The organism is Mycolicibacterium arenosum, assembly GCF_024320865.1.
GTDB lineage: Bacteria > Actinomycetota > Actinomycetes > Mycobacteriales > Mycobacteriaceae > Mycobacterium > Mycobacterium arenosum.
Map to the genome: position 1 here is coordinate 35,303 of NZ_JANDBD010000007.1, position 21,039 is coordinate 56,341.

Genomic DNA, 21,039 nt, shown 5'->3' on the forward strand with positions numbered 1-21,039 from the left:
CGTCTGCTCGCGGGACAACACGCCTAGGTGATGTTGAGCCGGCTCGCCAACTCCGGCCCACCGACGTCGCGGATGAAGTCCGGGTCGCCGCACACGACGAGTTGGTCACGCGCACGCGACAATCCGACGTAGAGCCGCTCGCGGGACCGCTCGAACTTGCTCTCGTCGTTGACCACCAGCACGACGGCGCGGCGTTCGAGGCCCTTGAACCCGAGCACGTGGCCGTAGAACACCTGGGCGGCGTCCCAGAAGCTGTCCCAGTACTCCCGGTGGCCCGCACGCTGCCGCTCGATCTGCTCGGGATGCCTGCTCCCCGTCGTCAGCAGCGCGACGTCCTCTGGGCGCCAACCGGATTCGAGTAACTCGTCGACCTGATCATCGCCCACGCCCATCGCCTCGTCCCGCGAGCACGGCACGAACGTGACGGCTGGTCCCTCTCCGCCGAGGAAGCGCATCGGGTGGTCGACGAGCGGCTGGAACGCGTTAGCGATCTGCCGGGTATTGCGCAGGTTGTGATCGAGGATCAGCGGGACGAGCGGCACCGGCGGCGACCCGTGCCGATCGAACACGCGCTGCCCCTCGTCGCTGAAGACGTAGATGCCGCCCGTCTCGTCGTCCTTGAGCGCGGCGAGCAGCGGATCCCACCACGCGTCGGCGAAGTCCTGCGCCTCGTCGACCACGATCGAATCGAAGCGATGGCCCGGCTCCAGTTCCCGTGCCAGTTGCGCCATCTGCAGCGGCAGGTCCTGTTCCCACCACTTCACGGTGTCGTCGTTGCGCAGCGACTCGTCGGGGCCCTCGGCCGCGCCCCACTTCTTGCCGAGGTCGTGGAACTCGCCGACGTAGGCGGGCCGCTGCTTCCACGGCCACGTCGCCGAGACGCGCTCCAGGAACGACGCCAACCCGTGCGAGTAGCACACCAGCGCCACCCGCTCACCGCGCTGCGCGAGCCTGCGGGCCTGCTCCATCGCGAGGAACGTCTTGCCGCTGCCCGCGCCGCCGCGGACCTCGACGCGGTGCAGCAGCCGGATGGCGTCGAGGATCACCGCCTGATGCTCGGTCAGCGCGTCGGCCGCATCCTCGTTGGCCAGCGCGCGAGCCAGTACGGACCGCTGAGGTAAACCCCTGCCGGACAACGCCGTCGACAACTGCTCGATACCCTCCAGCGTCAGCAGTGGGCGGTCCTGCTCCTGGTCGAGCAGCACAGCGCGCAGCTTCTCGACGAGTGTCGGGAGGTCGTCGCGGTCGACGACCTTCCAGCGCGGGCACTCCGGCAGCGCGAAGTCCTGCCCGATCTCCGCGTTGGGGAAGACGACGACGTGATCCCAGCGCAGCCGGTTCTGCGTCCAGCGTTCGTCGTCCTCGATGAACTTCCGCAGCGCGTAGCAGGCCTGCCGGACCTGACGCACCGGGTGGATCTCCTGATCGCGGCCGCCCTTGCGCTGTAGCCAGTTGGCGCCGTCGTGCCACACCAGCCCGCCCTTGACCTCGACGCAGACGATCCCGGCGCCCTCGATCGCGACGACGAAGTCGAGCTCGTGGTCCTTCAGGTGATCGGTCACCCGCTGGCCGGCGATGACGCCGTCGTTGGGCTTCAACTGCTCGATGAGCGCCTGATACACGGCGCGCTCCGCGTCATTGGCGAGACGCGGAGTCTCCTCGGGCGAAATGGTCACGTCGACGGCCTCCCTCACTGCGACGTGTCCGATGGTATCGACGCCGTCTCACAATTCGGGCGCTCCACACCGCCGCGTGGTTTGATGTACCCAGCTCGGGAACCGGGGGGGTTCGCAGGTGAGCGGTTCGACACGGATGGGGGAATCCGAATGTCCATACACACTGAACGCGCACAGTTGGATGAGTTGCTGGAGCGCATCCCGGACACGATCGACTTCGATGTCGAGGACGCCGAGGGCTGCCGCGATCTCGGGCGGTGGCTGGAGCTCACGCTGCGACACCGGCTCGGACTGGCGTTCATCGCCCGTGACGAGACCGGAGGAATTCCGGTTCCGTTGGGCGACAACGTTGTTCATGTCCGATACGGCGATGGCGATGAACAGTTCGTCACCGTGTCGACGCTGCTGCTCGAGGATGCCGCGCTGACGCCCGAGCTCTACGAGGCGGTCAACGCCATCAACGCGCACACGCCGCTGGCGAAGACCGTGATCGACACCGCCGGGCGCCGGATCGTCACGTCGGTTGACCTCGAGGTCGTCGACACGCTGTCGCCGCACGACCTGATGCTGGCCATCGAGATCGTCGGCCGGGCGGCGGAGCAGTTCGGTTGTCGGCTGCAAAGCCGCTTCGGCAGCGTCGACGCCTGACCCAACCCGACGCTTACCGTGGGGTATGTCCCGACGGGCCCGCATGACCGCTGCGGCGCTGGCCGCCGCCACCCTGGTCCTGGCGCAGTGCGCCGCGCCTGACGCACCACCACCGCCGCCGTCGACAACGACGACGACGACCACGACGACCACGACGACGACCACGACGACCGTCACCCCGACCACGACCGTCGCCCCGCCGAGCCGCATCCACCCGGTCACTGTTGAGGAGCTCGGGCCGTCCTGGCGACCCGGCTGCCCGACGCCACCCGAGGAGCTGCGCCGCGTCGACCTGGACTACATCGGGTTCGACGGGCGGACCCGTCGCGGCGAGTTGATCGTGCACCGGGAGCTGGCCGACGAGGTCGTCGCGATCTTCGCCGAACTCGAGCGCCAACGTTTTCCCATCGAACGGATGCAGGCGGTCACGGCCTATCCCGACGCCGACGACGAGCTGTCGATGCGCGACAACAACACGTCGGCGTTCAACTGCCGCGGCATCCCCGGCAGCACGAGCTGGTCGTGGCACGCGTACGGCCGGGCGATCGACGTCAATCCGAAGCTGAACCCGTTCGTCCCGCGCGGCGAGCCCGCCCAGCCCGCCAACGCCGGGGAGTTCGTCGACCGCAGCCGGTCTTTGCCGGGCATGCTGCATGCGGGCGATCCCGCGGTCCGCGTGTTCACCGATCGCGGGTGGGCCTGGGGCGGGAACTGGACCAACCCGCTGGATTATCAACACTTCGAGCGTCCGTGACGAACGGACGATTAGTGCGCGGCAGCTACGGGTATCGTCCGAACGATGTCATCGAAAGCCGAGTCCAAGTGGCTCTCCAAGTCCGCGTCCGAGACCCGTGGGTCGGACAAGAAGGAAGTCCAGTTCCACTACGACATCTCGAACGACTTCTTCAAGCTCTGGCAGGACCCCAGCCAGACCTACAGTTGTGCGTACTTCGAGAAGGACGACTACACGCTCGAGCAGGCGCAGCTCGCGAAGGTCGACCTGTCGCTGGGCAAGCTCGGTCTGCAGCCGGGGATGACACTGCTCGACATCGGCTGCGGCTGGGGTTCGACCATCGCACGCGCGGTCGAGAAGTACGACGTCAACGTCATCGGCCTGACGCTGTCGGAGAACCAGAAGCAGCACATCGAGGACAACCGGTTCCCGAACATCGACACCAGCCGCAGCATGGAGGTCCGGCTGCAGCCGTGGGAGGATTTCGACGGGCAGGTGGACCGCATCGTCTCGATCGGCGCGTTCGAGCACTTCGGGTTCAACAAGTACGACGACTACTTCAAGAAGACATCGAGCTGGCTACCGGATGACGGCGTGATGATGCTGCACACCATCATCATTCCGGAGGACGACGAGATCAAGGCCAAGAAGCTTCCGCTGACGATGTCGCGGGTGCGGTTCATCAAGTTCATCATGGACGAGATCTACCCCGGCGGCCGTTTGCCGCTGGGGTCGATGGTGAAGGAGCACGCGGTCAAGGCGGGCTGGACCATCACGCAGGAGCAGCACCTGCAGCCGCACTACGTGAAGACGCTCGATACGTGGGCAGCGAACCTCGAGGCGAAGAAGGACGAGGCCATCGAGATCACCTCCGAGGAAATCTACGAGAGGTTCCTGAAGTACCTGACCGGGTGCGCCGACCTGTTCCGCGAAGGCTACACCGACGTCGCTCAATTTACTTGTGAGAAGCGCTGATTCGATCGGCGTGTTGCAATGGACAATGAGGAACACGAGTAGGCGGTACGAGTAGATTCCAATCGGGGTCTATTCCGAGTGGAGATGGTCGTGAGCGCAGTGGTCGAGAACGAGCCGACAACGGACATGGAGCCGCACTTCGCAGAGGTGCAGGCGCATTACGACCTGTCGGATGACTTCTTCGGCCTCTTCCAGGACCCCTCTCGCACCTACAGCTGCGCGTACTACGAGCGCGACGACATGACGCTCGCCGAGGCGCAGCTCGCGAAAATCGATCTGGCACTGGGCAAGTTGGAACTGCAGCCGGGAATGACGTTGCTCGACATCGGGTGCGGTTGGGGTTCGGTGATGCGGCGGGCCGTGGAGAAGTACGACGTCAACGTCATCGGACTGACCTTGAGCCGCAACCAGCATGCGTTCGCGCAGAAGTTGCTCGACGGCTTGGACACCGAACGCTCGCGGCGGGTGCTGCTGCACGGGTGGGAGGAGTTTCACGAGCCCGTCGACCGGATCATCAGCATCGAGGCCATCGAAGCGTTTCCGCAGGAGCGCTACGCGCCGTTCTTCAAGTCGTGCGCCAGCCTGCTGCCCGAGGGTGGCCGCATGGTGATTCAGGCGATCCTCGGGCATCCGCTGAAGCGCTGGCCCGAGATGGGCATCCCGATCGTGATGACCGACCTGCGGTTCATGCGCTTCATCGCCAAGGAGATCTTCCCCGGCGGGTCGATCCCCTGCGACGACGACATCACCGGGCTGTCCGCCCAGGCCGGCTTGACGACGGAGCGCACGCAGCTGCTCGACGAGCACTACGTCCGCACGCTGGACACCTGGGCCGAAGCCCTCGAGGCCAACCACGACGCGGCCGTCGCGGCGACGTCGGAGGAGGTCTACGAGCGCTACATGAAGTACCTGACCGGGTGCAGCGACTTCTTCCGGCGCGGCATCAGCCAGCTGGGGCAGTTCACCCTCGTCAAGAGCTGATTCGGGGCGCGCCGAACACCAGGGCCGCGTTGTTGCCGCTGAACCCGAAGCTGTCGGTCAGCGCGTAGCGGTACGTGCCCGGCCGGGGAGCACCCGCCACCACGTCGAGATCGATCGCGGGGTCGAGGTGCTCGAGATTCCGCGTCGCGGGCACCACCTGATCCCGCAGCGCCTGCACCGCCAGCACCGCGTCCACGGCGCCCGCCGCTCCCCAGGAGTGCCCCAGCGCGCCCTTCGGCGCGTACACCGCGGGCCGGTTGTCCCCGAGCGCGAGGTGCAGTGCCGTCGCCTCGGCGAGGTCGCCCTTCACGGTGCCTGCGGCGTCGGCGATGACGAGGTCGATGTCGGCCGGTTCCAGCCCGGCGAGTTCAATCGCCCTGCTGATGGCGTCGGCGGCGGCTTCGCCGCTCGGGTCGGGTTCGGCGACGTCGAAGCTGTCCGAGGTCATGCCGGACCCCATCAGCCGGGCGAGAACCGGCGCGTTGCGCGCGGTGGCGTGTTCCTCGGACTCGAGCACCAGCAGCGCGCCGCCCTCGCTGAACACCAAGCCGTCGCGGTCCCTGTCGAACGGACGGGCCGCGCCGGCGGGGTCGTCGTTGTTGGTCGACAGCAGACCGAGTTGGTAGAACGCGGCGATGGGCGCCGCGGTGATGGCGCCGTCGATACCGCCGCATAGCGCGATGTCCGCCTCGCCGAGCGCCAGGTGACGCCACGCCTCGGCGATCGCGGTCGCGCCGGATGACGCTGCGGTCAGCGGAGTGATGATGCCCGCCTTCGCTTTACGTTCCAGCCCGATCGCAGCGGCGGGCGCATTGGGCATGAACATCTGCACGGCGAGCGGGGAGACGGCCCGCATGCCCTTGGAGACGAAGCCGGCGTACGCGGCGACGGCTTCCTCGGTGGTGCCCAGCGCGGTGCCGATCGACACCATCAGCCTGGTGGTGTCGACGTCCTCGCCGAGCCCGGCCGAGTCCCAGAGCCGACGGCTCAGGACCAGACCGACCTTCTGCAGGTACGACAGCCGACGCAGCTCGACGCGGTTGAGGCGCGTGTCGAAATCCTCGCGGACCTGACCGCCGATGCGAACGGGCAGGTTGAACTCGTCGACATACGGCGGTTCCAGGGTGCGGATGCCGCTGCCGCCGTCGAGCAGGGCGCGCCAGGTCTCGTCGGCGTCGGGCGCGATGGAGGTGGTCGATGCGATCGCGGTGACGACGACGTCGGTGAGTCCGTCTCCGGTTCTCGGCGTTGCCATGATTCGCTGTATAGCCCTTTCGATCATGATCTATGCGGCGTTTACGCACGGGTTAATCACACGCGCACCGGTAGCCGCTGATAGCGGAGCATACGTCGATCTGCCCACGCTGCACCTAATCGGCGAACTCCATCAACTGCCGACTCACCGGCCTCGCGACCCCACTACACTGCGGGTTCATGGGCATCATCGCCAAGCTCAAGGGTGAACTGGTCGACATCATCGAGTGGTTCGACGACACTCGCAACACCCTCGCCTGGCGCTACCCCCGCTACGAGAACGAGATCAAGAACGGCGCCGAGCTGATCGTCCGCGAGGGGCAGCAGGCCGTGTTCGTGTACCGCGGCCAGATCGCCGATAAGTTCGGGCCGGGGCACTACCAACTGGTCACCGAGAACCTGCCCATCCTGTCGACGCTGCAGGGCTGGCCGCACGGGTTCAAGAGCCCGTTCCGCAGCGAGGTGTACTTCATCAACACCCGCCCGGTCACCGACCTTCGTTGGGGTACGCCGTCGCCGGTCACCGTGCGCGACCCCGACTTCACCATGGTGCAGGTCCGCGCGAACGGGCTGTGCGTCCTGCGGATCGCCGATCCTGAGGTCTTCCTGCGCGAGGTCATCGGCACCGACTCGTCGGTGAACACCGAGGAGATCGCCGAACTGCTGCGCCGCGTCATCACGCTGGCGTTCTCCGACATGATCATGGCCAGTGGGCTCGGCGCGATCGATCTGCAGGGCCGTCAGGTCGAGCTGAGCGACAAACTGCGCGACTTCGTCCAGGAGCGCGTCGACAACGAGTTCGGTCTCAAGGTCGACAGCATGACGATGAACATCACGCTGCCCGAGGAGATCACGCAGGCGATGACGCGCGGCGTGGCCCGCGGCGTGGAGCAGGCGCGCTACCTGGACAACGTCGGCCCGATGGACCGGCTGCAGCAGGGTGCGGCCGCCGAGGCGATGGTCGAAGCCGCCAAGAACCCCGGCGGCGGTGCGGGCACGATGATGGGCGCGGGCATGGGCATGGCGCTCGGCCAGCAGATGGGCCACATGATGGCCGGCGGCCAGCAGGGGTACGGGCCACCGCAGCAGGGCCACGCACCCCCACCGCTGCCGCCGCAGCAGACCTTCCACGCCGAGATCAACGGGCAGGCCGTCGGGCCGTTGACCATCGACCAGGTGCGTCCGTACGTCGCGGCGGGCCAGGTGACGCCGCATACGAACGTGTGGTCCTCGGGAATGCCGAACTGGGTTGTCGCACAGTCGGTTCCCGTGCTGGCGCAGCTGTTCGGGCCGCCGCCGGGGCCACCGCCGCTGCCGCCGCGGCCTCCGGGTCCGCCCGCCCCGCCGCCGTCTCCCGGCCCGCCGGCGTGACGCAGGGGCCGCCCCCTCCTCCGGGGCCACCGCCTCCGCTACCGCCGCAGCGCGCGTCGCTGCAACCCACGGAGCGGACGCGGACCTACCCGTGTCACCAGTGCGGCGGTCAGTTGAACTTCGACATCGCCACGCAGCAGCTGAAATGTCCTAACTGCGGCAACATTCAGCCGATCGTCGAGGACGCCGGCCGCCGCGTCGTCGAACACGATCTGCGGTCGGCGTGGAACCAGCAGTCGAGCTCGATGGCGCGTTTCTCCGGGCAGGCCGCGCAGAAGGAGATCGTCTGCCAGAACTGCGGTGGACACACCACGTTCACCGGAACGCTGACCGCGGTGCGGTGCCCGTACTGCGCGACGCCGATTCAGCGCGACGACGTGCACGACGCCCCCGACCGGCTGCCGGTCGACGCGGTGCTGCCGTTCCGGCTCGACGAACCGAACGCGCGTGGCGTGGTGGACAAGTGGATCAACGGCCGCTGGTTCGCGCCGACCGAGTTCAAGAAGTACAACGACAAGGGCGCGCTCTCCAGCATCTACGTCGCCTACTTCACCTACGACGCGCAGGCCGTCACCGACTACACCGGTGAGCGCGGCAGGCACTACACGGTGACGGTCGGCGAGGGTGACAACCGGCGCACGGAGACCCGCACCGACTGGACGTACGTCAGCGGGCGGGTGAACAACACCTTCGACGATCTGCCGGTGTTGGCCAACACGGGCCTCGACGAGCAGAAGGTGCACAACCTCGAGCCGTGGCCGACGGAGTACGCGAAGCCGTTCTCCGCGGAGTACATCGCCGGGCACCTGTCGCGCACCTACGACAGGACCGTCGAGCAGAGCTTCGAGATCGCGAAGAGCTCGATGGAGGGCACCATCGCATCGACGGTGCGCAGCGACATCGGCGGCGATGAGCAGCGGGTGCACTCCGTGCAGACGCAGTGGTTCAACATGACGTTCAAGCACGTGCTGCTGCCGATCTGGCTGCTGACGGTGATCTACAACGGCACGCCGTTTCAGGTGTGTATCAACGGTTTCACCGGCGAGGTGCAGGGCCGCAGGCCGTACAGCACGGTGAAGATCGCCGCCGCGGTGACCGCTGCGGTGCTGGTGATCCTGCTCGTGGTGGTGGCCTACATGGCGATGAAGGGCGGTTGACGGTGGGCGTATTCGCCTGGCTCGTAGTACTCCTGGTGGTGGCCGTCGTGGCGAGCGGCGCACTGTTCGCGGTCGCGCTGGCGAGGCGGTCGAGGGGCCAGTTGGCCGTCGGCACCGAGGCGCTGCCGGGCATGCCGACGGGCGCGCCGCTGGAGTGGGCGGGCCAGCACACCCCGGAGGCGAAGATGCACCGGCGGCTGATCGGGCTGGCGCAGACCGTGGCGGCGCTGCCCTTGGGCGACGCCACCGCCATCGAACGACAGGTGGCCGTCCAGCACAAGATTCAGGAACTCGACCGGAGGCTGATCTCGTTCGCGGTCGCGCCGGAACCCGCTAGGCGTGAAGCGGTCGACGGGCTGGAGCCCGAGGTCGCCGACGCCGAGGCGGAGGTCGGGACGCTGGCCGTGGATCCGGGGCTGGCGTAAGCCCCGCTACCACCGCACCATGCGGCGCTGCGCGAGTAGATCGCGCACCAGACCCACGTATCCGACGGCCACCACGCTCCAGTCCATCTCCGGCGCCATCTGGCGGGCTTCGGCCGCCATCGAGCCGGAGAGCCGGGGCTGTGTGAGAACCTTTCGCAGGGCCAGCGCGAAGCCGTCCGCGTCGTCGTGGACGACGACGCTTCCGGCACCGGTGCCGAGGAGTTCGATGGCGTGCGGGAAGGCCGTCGCGACGACGGGCCTACCCCGTGCGATCGCCTCGGCGAGCACCGGCGCGGCGGTGAGGTCGGTGGAGTCGTAGGGCAGCGCGATCACCGAGGCCTGCTGGAATAGGGTGGTCAGCGTGGCCTCGTAGTCGCCGCCGTCGATCGTCACGCAATCGGCGACGCCGCGCTGCGCGATCCTCTCGACGAGCGACTCGCGGTACGCCTCGCCCTCGGCGGCGAGGACGCCGGGATGGGTCGGCCCGGCGATGACGTAGCGAGGCCGGCCGGGAAGGCCCCTCAGCGCCTCCATCGCGTCGATGACCCGTTCGATGCCTGCGCCGGGGCCCAGCCAACCCCAGGTGAGGATGGTCGGCCGGCTCGGGCGCTTCAGTTGCGGGGCGCGGGACACCCGCGTGCCGAACGGGAGCGTCGTCACGGCGGAGCTGCTCACGGTGTAGCCGTCGCGCAGTTGGCCCGCGGCGGACCTGGAGAGGACGACGACGTGGCTCGCGGCGTCGGCGATCGCCTCGATCGTCGAACGCTGTTGCGCCGTAGGATGTTTCGGCACGGTGTGCAGGATGACGATCGACGGCACCGACACCTCGCCGAGGATGTCCACCACCTTGTCGGCGTCGGGGTGAAAGTGGAAGTCGTGGTGGAGGATCGCGGCGTCACCGTCGCTCAGGCGCGCCACCTCGCCGACGTCGACGAGGGTGACGTCGGCACCGTAGGTGTTCAGCGCCTGACGGAGTCCGGACCCGAACCGTTGGAGGGCAGCGGATTCCGGTGCCGGGGTAGCGAGCATCGCTATCCGCACGGGCGTGTGGGTGATCGGCATCGCAATCGGCTTCAGAAACGCGCTCACTGCCCGCCCCGCGTCGATGCCTTGCGGCAGGGGTTGAGACCGTATTCCTTCGGTGCCATGGGGATGGTCCCGTCTGAGCCGTCCGAAGGGCTCGATAAGCGAATCGGCGATGACGCGAGCCGAATTCGGTCGCGTGCGGGGAACCGCCGATGTGTCCACCTTACGCCCTGCAGCGAACGTTGTAGCAGCCGAACCCGTCCCGACCGCCCTGTATGGTCCGAAGGACACCGTTTCGTCTGTCGACGCGGGCCTGGCTCGAAACGATGGGAATCGAACGGTGATTGAACGACGAAGCGCCACTCCGGTCCGCTTGATTCTGGCACCCGTTCTCGGCGACGACCTCTGCGGAGCGTGGTGGCCGCGGTCCGCGTCGATCGCCACCGAGCTTCCCGGACTCGCCGAGGTGCTGCGCGACCGGCTGGGCCAGGTGGTCGACATTCAGGTCAGCTGGTCCTCGGTCGACGGCGAGCCCGACCTCGACCTGCTGACCAGGCGTGGGGTGTCCGCCATGCCGGGCCTGCGCACCCGACCGCAGCGCGTGATGAAGGTGATGGGCAGCGACGCCGCGGTGAAGCTCATCGTCGTGCCGCACCGCACCACGTCGCCGCTCGCGGTGCTGGTGATGCGGCACGCCGCCGGACTGCCGGTCGACGATCGGCACCTCGAGAGCGACGCCTACCGCGCGGCCGACGACATCGTGCGGTCGGCGCAGGCGCAGTGCGTGCGCTGGAGGAACTAGGCCAACTCGAAGACCGGGATCACCCGGTCGGTCCGCTTCTCGTACTCCCCGAAGCCGGGCGCGCGCTCCACGATCTGCGCGTAGACGAGGTCGCGTTCGTCGCGCGGAAGTTCGCGGGCGACGACGTCGCGTTTCGGATCCGCCCCGATCTCGACCTGAACGGCGGGCTGGGAGCGCAGGTTGAACACCCAACCGGGGCTGGCGTCCCGGCCAGCCGCCGAACCGACGACGTAGACCTTGCCGTCGATGTCGAAGTAGCCGATGAGGTTCTCCCGCTGCGTGCCGCTCTTGGCGCCGGTGGACGTCAGGATGAGCAACGGGAAGCCCTCGAACTGCCCGCCGACCTTGCCGTCGTTGGCGCGGAACTCCGCGATGTTCTGCGCGTTGAAGTCCCGCTCGGAATCCATGTCGTCAGCCATCCCGCCATCGTGGCACAGGGGTTCGGGGTCCGGCACCGTCGATCGTCCGTGCCGTGCCGGCAAACTCCGGTGCGGGCCCGCGTCAGGAGAAGAGCCGGCTCCGGATGCGCCCGTCGACGATCGTCGCCAGCCGCGACACCTCGTCCGGATCCCCGTCGGCCTCGATCCGGCCGTCGGCGATCGCCTCCGCGACTGTCGTGCGCTGCCCGACGATGGCCGACACCACCTCGCGGGTGGTCCGGATGGTGGCCTCGGCCCCGTCCGGCGCCGCACCGCCGCGGGCCGTCATGCGACCGTTGCGCACGCGAAGGTGGGCCGTGCTGTCGTCGATGTGGAACTCGTAGACGGCGTCGACGTCCGACACCGGCGCCTCGCTGTCGACGATCAGGAAGTTCAGCGCCCATTCGGCACGGAACGCCTCGGTTGCGCAATCGGCGTCGGCCATCTGATGACGCGCACCCCACACGGCCAACGGCACCATCGCCCTGGCCAATTCGCGTCCGGCGTCGGTGAGTTCGTAGCCGACCGCAGAACTCGGTTGATCGAGGAGCAGCTTGCGAGCCACGACACCGTCGGCCTCCAGCTGCCGCATCCGGCTCGCCAACAGGCTGGTGCCGATGCCGCCGAGTGCGTCGGCGAGCTGGTTGTACCGCTTCGGGCCGGTGCCCAGTTCCCGAACGATCAGCAGCGACCAGCGCTCACCGACGACGTCCAGGGCGTGCGCCAGACCGCAGAACTGGCCGTAGTTCCGTCGCGACATGCCGCTCATCGTAAACCTCGCTCCACAAACTTGACGTCGACTTCACTAACAAGTGCGTACTTCTAAATCTTATGTTACTTTTCCGAAGTGCACTTCTAAATCTTCTCTATCCAGGAGGACCCCATGGCCCTGATCTCCATCGGCGGACCCCGCCGACTGACCGCACTGCTCCGCCATCTCACCGACCTGTCCCGACCGCGCGTCGCGCACGTCGAGGCGCCGACCGTGGAACCCATGAAGCGGCACTATCCGCCGCGTCGCGAGCGGGTCATCGAAAGCGCGGCGATGCGCCGCGAGATGTACCGCCTCTAGCTCCCAGAAGGCTTATGTTTCATGGCGTGAAGCGCGTACTGCCGATCGCCGCCGCGGTCGTCGCCGTGGCCGTGCTGACCCAGTGCTCATCGGCTGTCGAGGGCGCACCTGCGCCCGCGACGAACCCCTCCGTCGAGATCGAGCGCGCAGACGTCGAAGCCTGGCTCGGCGCGTGGACCGGGCCCATCACCCAGGCGGGCGCGCAGTACAACGTCGTCCTCGCCCTCGAGTACGAGGACGGCACGGTCGTCGGCACCACCGACTACGCGGAACTCCAGTGCGCGGGCACGCTCGGTGACGCCGACCTGAGCGGCCAGGTGCTCTCGATCGTCGAGACCATCACCGTCGGCACCGAGCACTGCATCACGCCCATCGACCTGACGCTGACGCTCGAGCCGGGCAGGGTGCACTACAGCTTCGACGACCAGGGCGGTGGCGACGGCGTTCTGGTCAGACAAGAGGGCTGGACGTGAGCCGGGTGGGTGTCCCCTTAGATTCCCGCTGACTTCAACCCCTGACTTCGGCCGAATCCGCGAGCAGCATTTCGGGGTGACCCGTGTGATTCGCTTCAACGCCTTCGACATGAACTGCGTCGCCCATCAGTCCCCCGGCCTGTGGAAGCACCCCGAGGATCAGTCGGCGCGCTACAAGGACCTCGAGTACTGGACCGAACTGGCCAAGCTGCTGGAGCGCGGCCGCTTCGACGGCCTGTTCATCGCCGACGTCCTCGGCACCTACGACGTCTACGGCGCCAGTGACGAGGCCGCGATCCGCCAGGCCGCGCAGATCCCCGTCAACGACCCGCTCCTTCTCGTCTCGGCGATGGCCCTCGTCACCGAGCACCTCGGCTTCGGCATCACCACCGGCACCGGCTTCGAGCACCCCTACCCGTTCGCCCGCCGGCTCTCGACGCTCGACCACCTCACCAAGGGCCGCATCGGCTGGAACGTCGTCACCGGCTACCTGCCCGCCGCCGCCCGCAACATGGGCCAGACCGACCAGCCCGCCCACGACGCCCGCTACGACCATGCCGACGAGTACCTCGAAGTCCTCTACAAGCTGTGGGAAGGCTCATGGGAGGACGACGCCGTCATCCGCGACAAGGACCGCGGAGTCTTCACCGATCCGGACAAGGTTCACCACATCGGCCACGAGGGAACGCATTTCAGCGTTCCGGGCGTGCACCTGTCCGAGCCGTCGCCGCAGCGCACCCCCGTCATCTACCAGGCCGGCTCGTCCCCCCGCGGGGTTCGCTTCGCCGCGGAGAACGCCGAGGCGATCTTCACCGCCGCGCCGACGAAGGCGATCCTCGCCGAGACCGTCACGACCATCCGGCGCGAACTCGAGATCGCCGGCCGCGACCCGTACGGGGTGAAGATCTTCAACCTGTCGACCGTCGTCACCGCGGCCACCGACGAGGAGGCGCACGCCAAGCACGCCGAGTACCTGTCCTACGGTGATCCGGAGGGCGCGTTGACGTTCATGTCCGGCTGGATGGGCGTCGACCTGGCGCGCTACGGGTTCGACGAGCCGGTCGGCAATGTCGACTCCAATGCGATCCTGTCAGCGGTCGCGGCGTTCCAGTCGGCCGACCCCGACGGCGGCGAGTGGCAGATCAAGGACATCGCCGAGTGGGGCAAGATCGGCGGCCTGGGCCCGCGCTTCGTGGGATCCGGTGCGAGCGTGGCGGATTCGCTGCAGGAGTGGGTCGAGGAGACCGACGTCGACGGATTTAACTTCGCCTACGCGGTCACACCGGGATCGTTCGCCGACATCGTCGATCACGTCATCCCCGAACTGACCGCACGCGGGGCCTATCAGCCCGAGTACACGCCGGGAACGCTGCGCAACAAGCTGCTCGCCAACGGCGACCGGCTGCCCGACGAGCACCGCGGCGCCAAGTACCGTGTGGGAGGGCCACTGTCGACGATCATCGACCGGCCCTCGACGCTGCCGTCCTCGTCGGCATCGCTGTCCGCACAACCGACGAGAGGACGCTGACGTGTCGATTGCACTGCACTGGTTCCTGCCCACCTACGGCGACAGCCGGTTCATCGTCGGCGGCGGCCACGGGCTGCCCGCCGGCTCGGCGCACAGCGATCGCGACGCGTCGATCGACTACCTCGCGTCGATCGTGCGCGGCGCGGAGTCGTTCGGCTTCACGGGCGCGCTGATCCCTACGGGCGCGTGGTGCGAGGACGCGTTCGTCACCGCCGCGTTCCTGGCGCGGGAGACGACGTCGCTGGCGTTCCTCGTCGCGTTCCGGCCCGGCCTGGTCAGCCCCACGCTGTCGGCGCAGATGGCGGCGACGTTCGCCCGGCACGCACCGGGCCGGATCCTGCTGAACGTCGTGGTCGGCGGCGAGGCGCACGAGCAGCGCTCGTTCGGCGATCACCTCAGCAAGGACGACAGGTACGCCCGCTGCGACGAGTTCCTCGAGGTCGTACGCGGACTGTTCGCCGGCGAGACGGTGACGCTGCAGGGCAACCACGTCAACGTCGAGGAGGCCGCGCTGGCGTTGCCGCCCAACCCGATTCCGCCGCTGTACTTCGGGGGCAGTTCCGGCGCAGCCGGCCCGGTTGCGGCTCGACACGCCGACGTGTACCTGACGTGGGGTGAGCCGCCGGACGCCGTGCGCAAGAAGGTCGACTGGATTCGCGGTCTCGCCGAGCAGGAGGGCCGCGACGTCCGCTTCGGCATTCGCCTGCACACGATCTCCCGCGACACGGCCGACGAGGCGTGGGCCCAGGCCGACAAGTTCATCTCCGCGCTGGACGAGGAGACCGTCGCCAACGCGCAGAAGGGCCTGCACCGCAGCGAATCCGAGGGACAGCGTCGCATGCTCGCACTGCACGAGGAGCACCGCGCCAACGGCACCTGGAACGACGCGCGGTCGCTGGAGATCGCGCCGAACCTGTGGGCCGGCGTCGGCCTGGTGCGCGGCGGGGCGGGCACGGCACTGGTTGGCAGCCACGCCGATGTGGCCGACCGCATCGCCGAGTACGTCGAGGTCGGCATCGACGAGTTCATCTTCTCCGGCTATCCGCATCTGGAGGAGCTGTACTGGTTCGGCGAGGGCGTCGTGCCGATCCTGCGCGAACGCGGACTGTTCAAGGGTGAGGCGAATTCAGCTGCCCCGGCGTCGATTCCGTTCGTCGGCGCCCGGCGGTGAGCCTGGACGCCCTCCAGGTCGCGGCGCGGCTGTCCACCGATTTCGAGGCGGAGGCGTCGGTGCGCGACGCGGACCGGGTCCTGCCGTACGACCAGGTGAAGGCGCTGAAGGCGTCGGGTCTGCTGGCGCTTCCGGTGCCCGTCGAGTACGGCGGGGTGGCGGCGCCGGCGTCGGTGATCGCCGAGGTGTTCCGGCTCGTCGCGCACGCCGACCCGTCGCTGGCGCAGATCTTCCAGTCGCACTTCACGTTTCTGGAGGCGCTGCGGCTACAGGGCACACCGGAGCAGAAGGCCTGGTTCTACCCGCTGGTGCTCGACGGAGCGCTGCTGGCCAACGCACAGACCGAACGCGGCCCGCACGCGGTGAACATCGACTCGACTCTGTTGATCGAGCAGGGGTCGGGCGGCTACGTGCTATCGGGCCGGAAGTTCTACGCGACCGGCGCGCTGTTCGCGGACTGGTTGGTGGTCCGGGCGTCGTTGGGTGACGGTGCCGAGGAGCCGACCCCGCAGACACCGAAGGCGTTGGCGTTCATCGCCCGTGACTCGGCGGGCGTCGAGGTCGTCGACGACTGGGACGGCATGGGCCAGCGCACGACGGCGTCGGGCACGGTGACGCTGTCCGACGTGGTGGTACCGGCCTCTCAGGTCGTGCCGTTCACCCCGATCTTCTCCGGGCCGACGACGTACGGCGCGCGAGCGCAGTTGTGGCACAGCGCCATCGACGTCGGCATCGCCACGGGTGCGCTGGCCGCCGGGGTGGCCGTGGCAGGGAAGGCGCGACCGCACTTCGAGGCGGAGGTGTCGGCCGCTGTCGACGATCCGACGCTGGTGAACATCGCGGGCGAACTGACCGTGACGGTGCGCGGTGCGCAGGCGCTGCTGGCCGAGGCGGCTCGCGCAGTCGATGCGGCGGAGGCGTCGCTGTCCCCCGAGTCGACGGCGGCGGCGTCGGTGGCGGTCGCCGTCGCGAAGGTGGCGGCGGTGCGGGCGTCGCTGGAGGCCGCGAACGTGTTGTTCGAATTGGGCGGCACCAGAAGCGCTTCCGCGTCGGGCAACCTGTCGCGGTACTGGCGCGACGCCCGCACGCACACCCTGCACGACCCAACGCGCTGGAAGCTTCAGCACATCGGGCGATACACGTTGTCGGGGACGCCGCCCCCGCACCACGGCCAGATCTAGTCGAGTTCCTTCCGCGCGTCCTTCCGCGAGCGTGCGTGTCTGCGGGCGACACGCCGGGGTTGCGCGGGCAAACGCGCACGTTCGCGGCAGTATGGACACCGTGCAACCGGTCGGCGATCCGCTTCTGCTAGGGCAGCGCCTGGTCGCGATCCTCGAGACGGGCCTGCGGACCGCGACCTACAAGCTGGCCACCCTCATGGCGCTCGTCGAGCACTGCATCGAGAATCTTCCAGCACGCGAGCATGATTCGCTCGCCGTGCCGATTCCCGAGCTCGCCCATCGCGTACTCGACCTCTACTGGCGGCAGGTTCGCCCTTTCGACGGACGGGAGCTTCGGCAGTCCACACAGTCTCGGGCGCGCATTCTCATCGCCGCAACGACGCTTCGGCACGCGTCGAGAGGCGCAAGCTCACTGGACACCGCCCGCCTGCGCGCTCCAGAGGCGTACCGCAAGGTCATCGACGACGTCGTCCTATGCCTGGCGCAGCAGCCACTACACCGTTTGCAGAAGCTGCCCGGAAGTCCAACCAGCGATCCGTTTCTCTACGACGACGCGTTCCTCCACGACCAGGTGAGCCGTAGGACGCTGCGGTCACACGGGGACGCCGTTGTGCTCAATCCGGGTGTTGCACATGCTCTGGCCAGACTATCGGGCCTCCTGAAGCCCGCCCTGGAAGTCATGTGGGTCGACGACGTCCGACGCATGAACAAGTTCCTCGACGAGGACGTACCCGACGTCGCGGGTCACCTCTTCGGTAGGTCGCGGTCAGGGTTCGCAGCGGTGCGCGAACCGTTCAAGGACGCATTCGGCCCGCACTGTTTCTACTGCCGCACACATCTGCCTGCGAACAATCCCATCGATCATGTACTGCCGTGGTCCCTCGTCGGGATCGACGGTCTCGCGAATCTCGTGCTGGCGTGTGCGCGCTGCAACGGTGATAAGAGCGGCGCCCTCCCGGCGCTCAACCTCATCGACAGGGCGCTCGACGATGACCGAGCAATCAGTTTGGAGCAGATCGCCACGAGTCTGCAATGGCCTACTCAGCGCGACCGTGTCGCTGCTGCCGCTCGCGGCATCTACCGCGGACAACCCACGGGGGTTCCGACGTGGTCGGGTTTTCGGCAGCGCGAGCGACTCGACATCAGTTTCCCGCCTGCGTGGCTGCGGCCGTAAGCTACGCCCGCACCACCGAGGATTCGCTCGTCGATACGGAATCTGGCGACGAAAACCCGACTGAAACGTCGTCAGTTTCCAAGTCGCGCCTGTCCTCCCACTCTCAATTTAAAGCAGACGGTGGGGCTTGCCGCAAGACCCGGTAGCTGCAGCACAATCGTCGGCCATGACCACACCGAAGCCCTTCGAAGTCCACGAATCCGGCGCCTACCTGCACGGCACCAAGGCCGACCTGAAGGTGGGTGACCTGCTCACACCGGGTCGCGAGTCGAACTTCGAGGCGGGCCGCATCATGAACCACATCTACGTCACGCTGACCTTGGACGCCGCCGCCTGGGGCGCCGAGATGGCACCGGGCGACGGTCCCGGCCGCATCTACCTCGTCGAGCCGCTCGGCGAGCTCGAGGACGACCCGAACGTCACCGACAAGAAACTGCCGGGCAACCCGACCCGCTCGTATCGCTCCCGGCAGCCGGTCCGCATCGTCGGCGAGCTCGTCGACTGGGAGGGACACACCGCAGAACAGATCCAGGCCATGGAAGCCGGCCTCGCGGAGCTGCGGCGCACCGGGAAGGCGGTGATCTACGACTAACCGGCGCGCGCCGCCGCGAGGCGCCGGTCCGGCACCCGTTGCAGACCGAGGTGGCCGCGCAGCGTCGTGTGGGTGTACTCGCGGCGGAACAGGCCGCGGTCGCGCAGGATCGGCACCACGTGATCGACGAACAGCTCCAGACCCGACGGGAACACGTCGGGCATCAGGTTGAACCCGTCGACGGCCTCCGCGGTGAACCAGTCCTCGATCGCGTCGGCGATCCGCTCGGGCGACCCGACCACCAGCCGGTGCCAGGTGATCACTCGATCGAGAAGCTCTCGCACCGTGAGGTTCTCGCGGCGTGCCAGATTCACGACGATGTCGCGCGCGCCCTGGGACCCCGTGTCGGTCACCGCGCCGTCGAGCAACCACCGCGGCAGCGGCTTGTCCCACTCGAGTTCCGCCGGGTCGACGGAGATCTGGCCGGCCAGATGCGCGAGCCGCCGCTCGCCCGCGAGCTCGTTCAGCTCGTCGTTGCGCCGTCGCGCCTCCTCCTCGGTACTGCCGAGAACGAACGACAGCCCCGGCATGATCCGGATCGCGTCCCGCGGACGCCCGTACGCCGCGGTGCGGGAGCGCAACTCCTGCGCGTTGCGCAGTGCGTCCGGCAGCGACGCCTGCGCGGCGAACACGCCGTCGGCGTACCGGGCCGCGAGATCCAGACCACCGGCCGACCCGCCCGCCTGGAACAGCACCGGGTGGCCCTGCGGCGACCGCGGCAGCGTCAACGGCCCGTCCACGGTGAAGAACTCGCCGCGGTGGTCGATCGTGTTGATGGAGCCGGCCCTGCTGAACGCGCCGGTGCGCTTGTCCGCCAGCACGGCGTCGTCGTCCCACGAATCCCACAGCGCGCGGACCACGTCGACGAACTCGGCGGCGCGACGGTAGCGAGCGCTTCGATCGGGATGCGCCAACGGTCCGTCGCCGTGCCCGAAGTTGTTCCACGCGTACGGATCACTACTGGTGACGACGTTCCACGCCACCCGGCCGCGGCTGAGGTGGTCCAGCGAGGCGAAGCGGCGGGCGACGTTGTACGGCTCCTCGAACGACGTCGACACCGTGCCGATCAGCCCCAGATGGGTGGTCGCCGCCGCGAGGGTCGACAGCAGCACGATCGGATCGAGCGCCAGCGGCGGCGCGTCCAGCGGTTGGTCCGGGGGTTGGAACAGCGACGGACTGTCGGCCAGGAACAGGGCGTCGAGGGTGCCGCGCTCCGCGGTTCGGGCCACGTCGATCCAGTACGCCGGATCGGTGAACCAGTTCGGATCCGCACCCGGGTACTGCCACGCCGCTGGGTGCATCCCGTCGGAGAGGACGTTGACACCCAGGTGCAGCTCGCGGTCCGTCACGCCGGATCACCCGGCAGCGCCAGCTTCTTCACCTCGGGATCGTTCGCGATGAACGTCTGCACGCGGGGGTCCTTGAACGCCTTGATGAGGTTCTGGATGTTCTCGGTGTCGACGTAGTCACTGCCGACGGTCAGCACGGAGGCGAACTGGTCTGGTGACTTCGGCGCGAAGATCAGCTTGTCCTCCGACACCCCCGCCGCGAGGAACGACTCCGCGTAGCCGACGATGGCGTCGAGGTCGGGCAGCGCGCGGGGCTGGGCACCGAAGTCGAGCAGGGTGAACTTCAGGTTCTTGGGGTTCGCGATGATGTCCTTCTGCGTCAGCGCGGTGATGTCGGCGTCGGGTCGCAGCGTGATGAGCCCGGCCTGCGCGAGGTACCAGATGCCCTGGGCGTTGTTGGCGGGGTCGGCGAGCAGCGACACCGTCGCGCCGTCGGGAAGATCCTGCGGCGTCCTGTACTTGTCCGACCAGATGCCGAACACCCAGTGGAAGAACGGGCCGGTGGCCGCCTCCTCCTTGAAACCGGGATTCGCGTCGAGCACCTGCTGCAGCCAGTGCCGGTGCTGGAAGATCGTGCCCGCGTAGGTCCCGTCGCTGACCGCCTGGTTGATCTGCGTGCTGTCGCCGAGCCCGACGGCGCCGACCTTCACGTCGTAGTCGGGTGCGATCTCCCTGGCGATGTACTCGATGATCGCCTTCTCGGCCGGATTCGAGTCGAGGTACACCACCTCCACTGTGGCTCCGGCGGTTTCGTTCGGTGACGCGGTGCCGGCGGTGGGCTGCACCACGACGTAGCCGGCGACCGCGACGATCACGGCCACCACCGCGACGATCCACGGCCACCTCCGCCGCTTGGCGATGGTGAAACCGTGGGGCGCTGGCCCGTCGCTGGTCGATACCGACTCGTCGATGCTCATGTCCATGGGAGTGTGGCGGTCGCGGCTCACCTCGCCCATGGTTTGGCTCAGGGTGGACTCAACTGTATTGATTCACCCTGAGCGCAAGGGTTTTCGGGGACAACGGAAACCTGAG

The 21,039-nt window shown here is 68.0% G+C and carries 22 protein-coding genes; 15 read left to right on the top strand and 7 right to left on the bottom strand.

The window, feature by feature from the left end:
• Window positions 1–23 precede the first annotated feature (23 nt).
• Window positions 24–1,676 carry a nuclease-related domain-containing DEAD/DEAH box helicase gene (locus NM203_RS17375; RefSeq protein WP_255061294.1) on the bottom strand — a complete coding sequence of 551 codons (1,653 nt, stop codon included), beginning with the start codon at window positions 1,674–1,676 and terminating at the stop codon, window positions 24–26.
• 150 nt (window positions 1,677–1,826) lie between these two features.
• On the opposite strand from NM203_RS17375, the gene NM203_RS17380 reads away from it, so the two are divergent.
• The 4 genes from NM203_RS17380 (at window position 1,827) to NM203_RS17395 (ending at window position 5,013) form a co-directional block, all read left to right on the top strand.
• The gene (locus NM203_RS17380; protein ID WP_255061295.1) at window positions 1,827–2,324 is read left to right on the top strand and encodes a T3SS (YopN, CesT) and YbjN peptide-binding chaperone 1; all 498 of its coding nucleotides are present in this window, start codon (window positions 1,827–1,829) and stop codon (window positions 2,322–2,324) included.
• Between the two features lie 43 nt (window positions 2,325–2,367).
• Window positions 2,368–3,078, top strand: coding sequence for a M15 family metallopeptidase (locus tag NM203_RS17385; protein WP_255061296.1), 711 nt, complete (start codon window positions 2,368–2,370; stop codon window positions 3,076–3,078).
• A gap of 45 nt (window positions 3,079–3,123) precedes the next feature.
• Entirely contained in the window at window positions 3,124–4,032 is a 909-nt protein-coding gene (locus tag NM203_RS17390; RefSeq protein WP_255061297.1) for a cyclopropane mycolic acid synthase family methyltransferase, read from the top strand.
• A gap of 126 nt (window positions 4,033–4,158) precedes the next feature.
• Entirely contained in the window at window positions 4,159–5,013 is an 855-nt protein-coding gene (locus tag NM203_RS17395; RefSeq protein ID WP_255061707.1) for a cyclopropane mycolic acid synthase family methyltransferase, read from the top strand.
• On the opposite strand, the gene NM203_RS17400 is transcribed toward NM203_RS17395, so the two are convergent.
• A complete protein-coding gene (locus tag NM203_RS17400; RefSeq protein WP_255061298.1) occupies window positions 5,003–6,268 on the bottom strand; it encodes a KasA/KasB family beta-ketoacyl-ACP synthase in 1,266 nt (421 codons plus the stop codon). The genes NM203_RS17395 and NM203_RS17400 overlap by 11 nt on opposite strands.
• Window positions 6,269–6,447: 179 nt before the next feature.
• On the opposite strand from NM203_RS17400, the gene NM203_RS17405 reads away from it, so the two are divergent.
• The 3 genes from NM203_RS17405 to NM203_RS17415 all read left to right on the top strand — a co-directional run bounded on the left by NM203_RS17405 (window position 6,448) and on the right by NM203_RS17415 (window position 9,220).
• A complete protein-coding gene (locus NM203_RS17405) occupies window positions 6,448–7,638 on the top strand; it encodes an SPFH domain-containing protein (RefSeq protein ID WP_255061299.1) in 1,191 nt (396 codons plus the stop codon).
• A 113-nt stretch (window positions 7,639–7,751) separates the two neighbouring features.
• Complete coding sequence (locus tag NM203_RS17410) at window positions 7,752–8,795, top strand: TFIIB-type zinc ribbon-containing protein (RefSeq protein WP_255061300.1); 1,044 nt, start codon at window positions 7,752–7,754, stop codon at window positions 8,793–8,795.
• The gene (locus NM203_RS17415; RefSeq protein WP_255061301.1) at window positions 8,792–9,220 is read left to right on the top strand and encodes a hypothetical protein; all 429 of its coding nucleotides are present in this window, start codon (window positions 8,792–8,794) and stop codon (window positions 9,218–9,220) included. The genes NM203_RS17410 and NM203_RS17415 overlap by 4 nt, the downstream gene beginning before the upstream one ends.
• Window positions 9,221–9,226: 6 nt before the next feature.
• Here NM203_RS17415 and NM203_RS17420 read toward each other — a convergent pair whose 3' ends face one another.
• Window positions 9,227–10,309, bottom strand: coding sequence for a glycosyltransferase (locus NM203_RS17420; protein WP_255061302.1), 1,083 nt, complete (start codon window positions 10,307–10,309; stop codon window positions 9,227–9,229).
• Window positions 10,310–10,586: 277 nt separating this feature from the next.
• Between NM203_RS17420 and NM203_RS17425 the strand changes: the two genes are divergently transcribed.
• Window positions 10,587–11,048 (top strand): DUF5994 family protein, encoded by a 462-nt coding sequence (locus NM203_RS17425; protein WP_255061303.1) that lies wholly within the window; start codon window positions 10,587–10,589, stop codon window positions 11,046–11,048.
• On the opposite strand, the gene NM203_RS17430 is transcribed toward NM203_RS17425, so the two are convergent.
• On the bottom strand, window positions 11,045–11,467 hold the full coding sequence (locus tag NM203_RS17430) for a nitroreductase family deazaflavin-dependent oxidoreductase (RefSeq protein WP_255061304.1): 423 nt from the start codon (window positions 11,465–11,467) through the stop codon (window positions 11,045–11,047). The genes NM203_RS17425 and NM203_RS17430 overlap by 4 nt on opposite strands.
• A gap of 82 nt (window positions 11,468–11,549) precedes the next feature.
• Window positions 11,550–12,227 carry an HxlR-like winged helix-turn-helix transcriptional regulator gene (locus NM203_RS17435; protein WP_255061305.1) on the bottom strand — a complete coding sequence of 226 codons (678 nt, stop codon included), beginning with the start codon at window positions 12,225–12,227 and terminating at the stop codon, window positions 11,550–11,552.
• A 123-nt stretch (window positions 12,228–12,350) separates the two neighbouring features.
• Here NM203_RS17435 and NM203_RS17440 point away from each other — a divergent pair, with 123 nt between their 5' ends.
• From NM203_RS17440 to arr, 7 genes are all read left to right on the top strand, one after another.
• A complete protein-coding gene (locus tag NM203_RS17440; protein ID WP_255061306.1) occupies window positions 12,351–12,539 on the top strand; it encodes a hypothetical protein in 189 nt (62 codons plus the stop codon).
• Window positions 12,540–12,565: 26 nt separating this feature from the next.
• Window positions 12,566–13,012: a hypothetical protein gene (locus NM203_RS17445; RefSeq protein WP_255061307.1), complete on the top strand. Its 447-nt coding sequence runs from the start codon at window positions 12,566–12,568 to the stop codon at window positions 13,010–13,012.
• A 76-nt stretch (window positions 13,013–13,088) separates the two neighbouring features.
• Window positions 13,089–14,540: an LLM class flavin-dependent oxidoreductase gene (locus NM203_RS17450; protein ID WP_255061308.1), complete on the top strand. Its 1,452-nt coding sequence runs from the start codon at window positions 13,089–13,091 to the stop codon at window positions 14,538–14,540.
• Window position 14,541: 1 nt separating this feature from the next.
• Window positions 14,542–15,711, top strand: coding sequence for an LLM class flavin-dependent oxidoreductase (locus NM203_RS17455; RefSeq protein WP_255061309.1), 1,170 nt, complete (start codon window positions 14,542–14,544; stop codon window positions 15,709–15,711).
• Window positions 15,708–16,892, top strand: coding sequence for an SfnB family sulfur acquisition oxidoreductase (locus NM203_RS17460; protein ID WP_255061310.1), 1,185 nt, complete (start codon window positions 15,708–15,710; stop codon window positions 16,890–16,892). Before NM203_RS17455 ends, NM203_RS17460 begins: the two co-directional genes overlap by 4 nt.
• Before the next feature lie 91 nt (window positions 16,893–16,983).
• Window positions 16,984–18,066 (top strand): HNH endonuclease, encoded by a 1,083-nt coding sequence (locus NM203_RS17465; RefSeq protein WP_255061311.1) that lies wholly within the window; start codon window positions 16,984–16,986, stop codon window positions 18,064–18,066.
• A gap of 166 nt (window positions 18,067–18,232) precedes the next feature.
• Window positions 18,233–18,658, top strand: coding sequence for an NAD(+)--rifampin ADP-ribosyltransferase (gene arr / locus NM203_RS17470; RefSeq protein ID WP_255061312.1), 426 nt, complete (start codon window positions 18,233–18,235; stop codon window positions 18,656–18,658).
• On the opposite strand, the gene NM203_RS17475 is transcribed toward arr, so the two are convergent.
• Both NM203_RS17475 and NM203_RS17480 read right to left on the bottom strand, forming a co-directional pair.
• Window positions 18,655–20,007, bottom strand: a complete 1,353-nt coding sequence (locus NM203_RS17475; protein WP_255061313.1) for an LLM class flavin-dependent oxidoreductase — start codon at window positions 20,005–20,007, stop codon at window positions 18,655–18,657. The two genes, arr and NM203_RS17475, sit on opposite strands and share 4 nt — an antisense overlap.
• The gene (locus NM203_RS17480; protein ID WP_255061709.1) at window positions 20,004–20,924 is read right to left on the bottom strand and encodes a MetQ/NlpA family ABC transporter substrate-binding protein; all 921 of its coding nucleotides are present in this window, start codon (window positions 20,922–20,924) and stop codon (window positions 20,004–20,006) included. The genes NM203_RS17475 and NM203_RS17480 overlap by 4 nt, the downstream gene beginning before the upstream one ends.
• Window positions 20,925–21,039 lie beyond the last annotated feature (115 nt).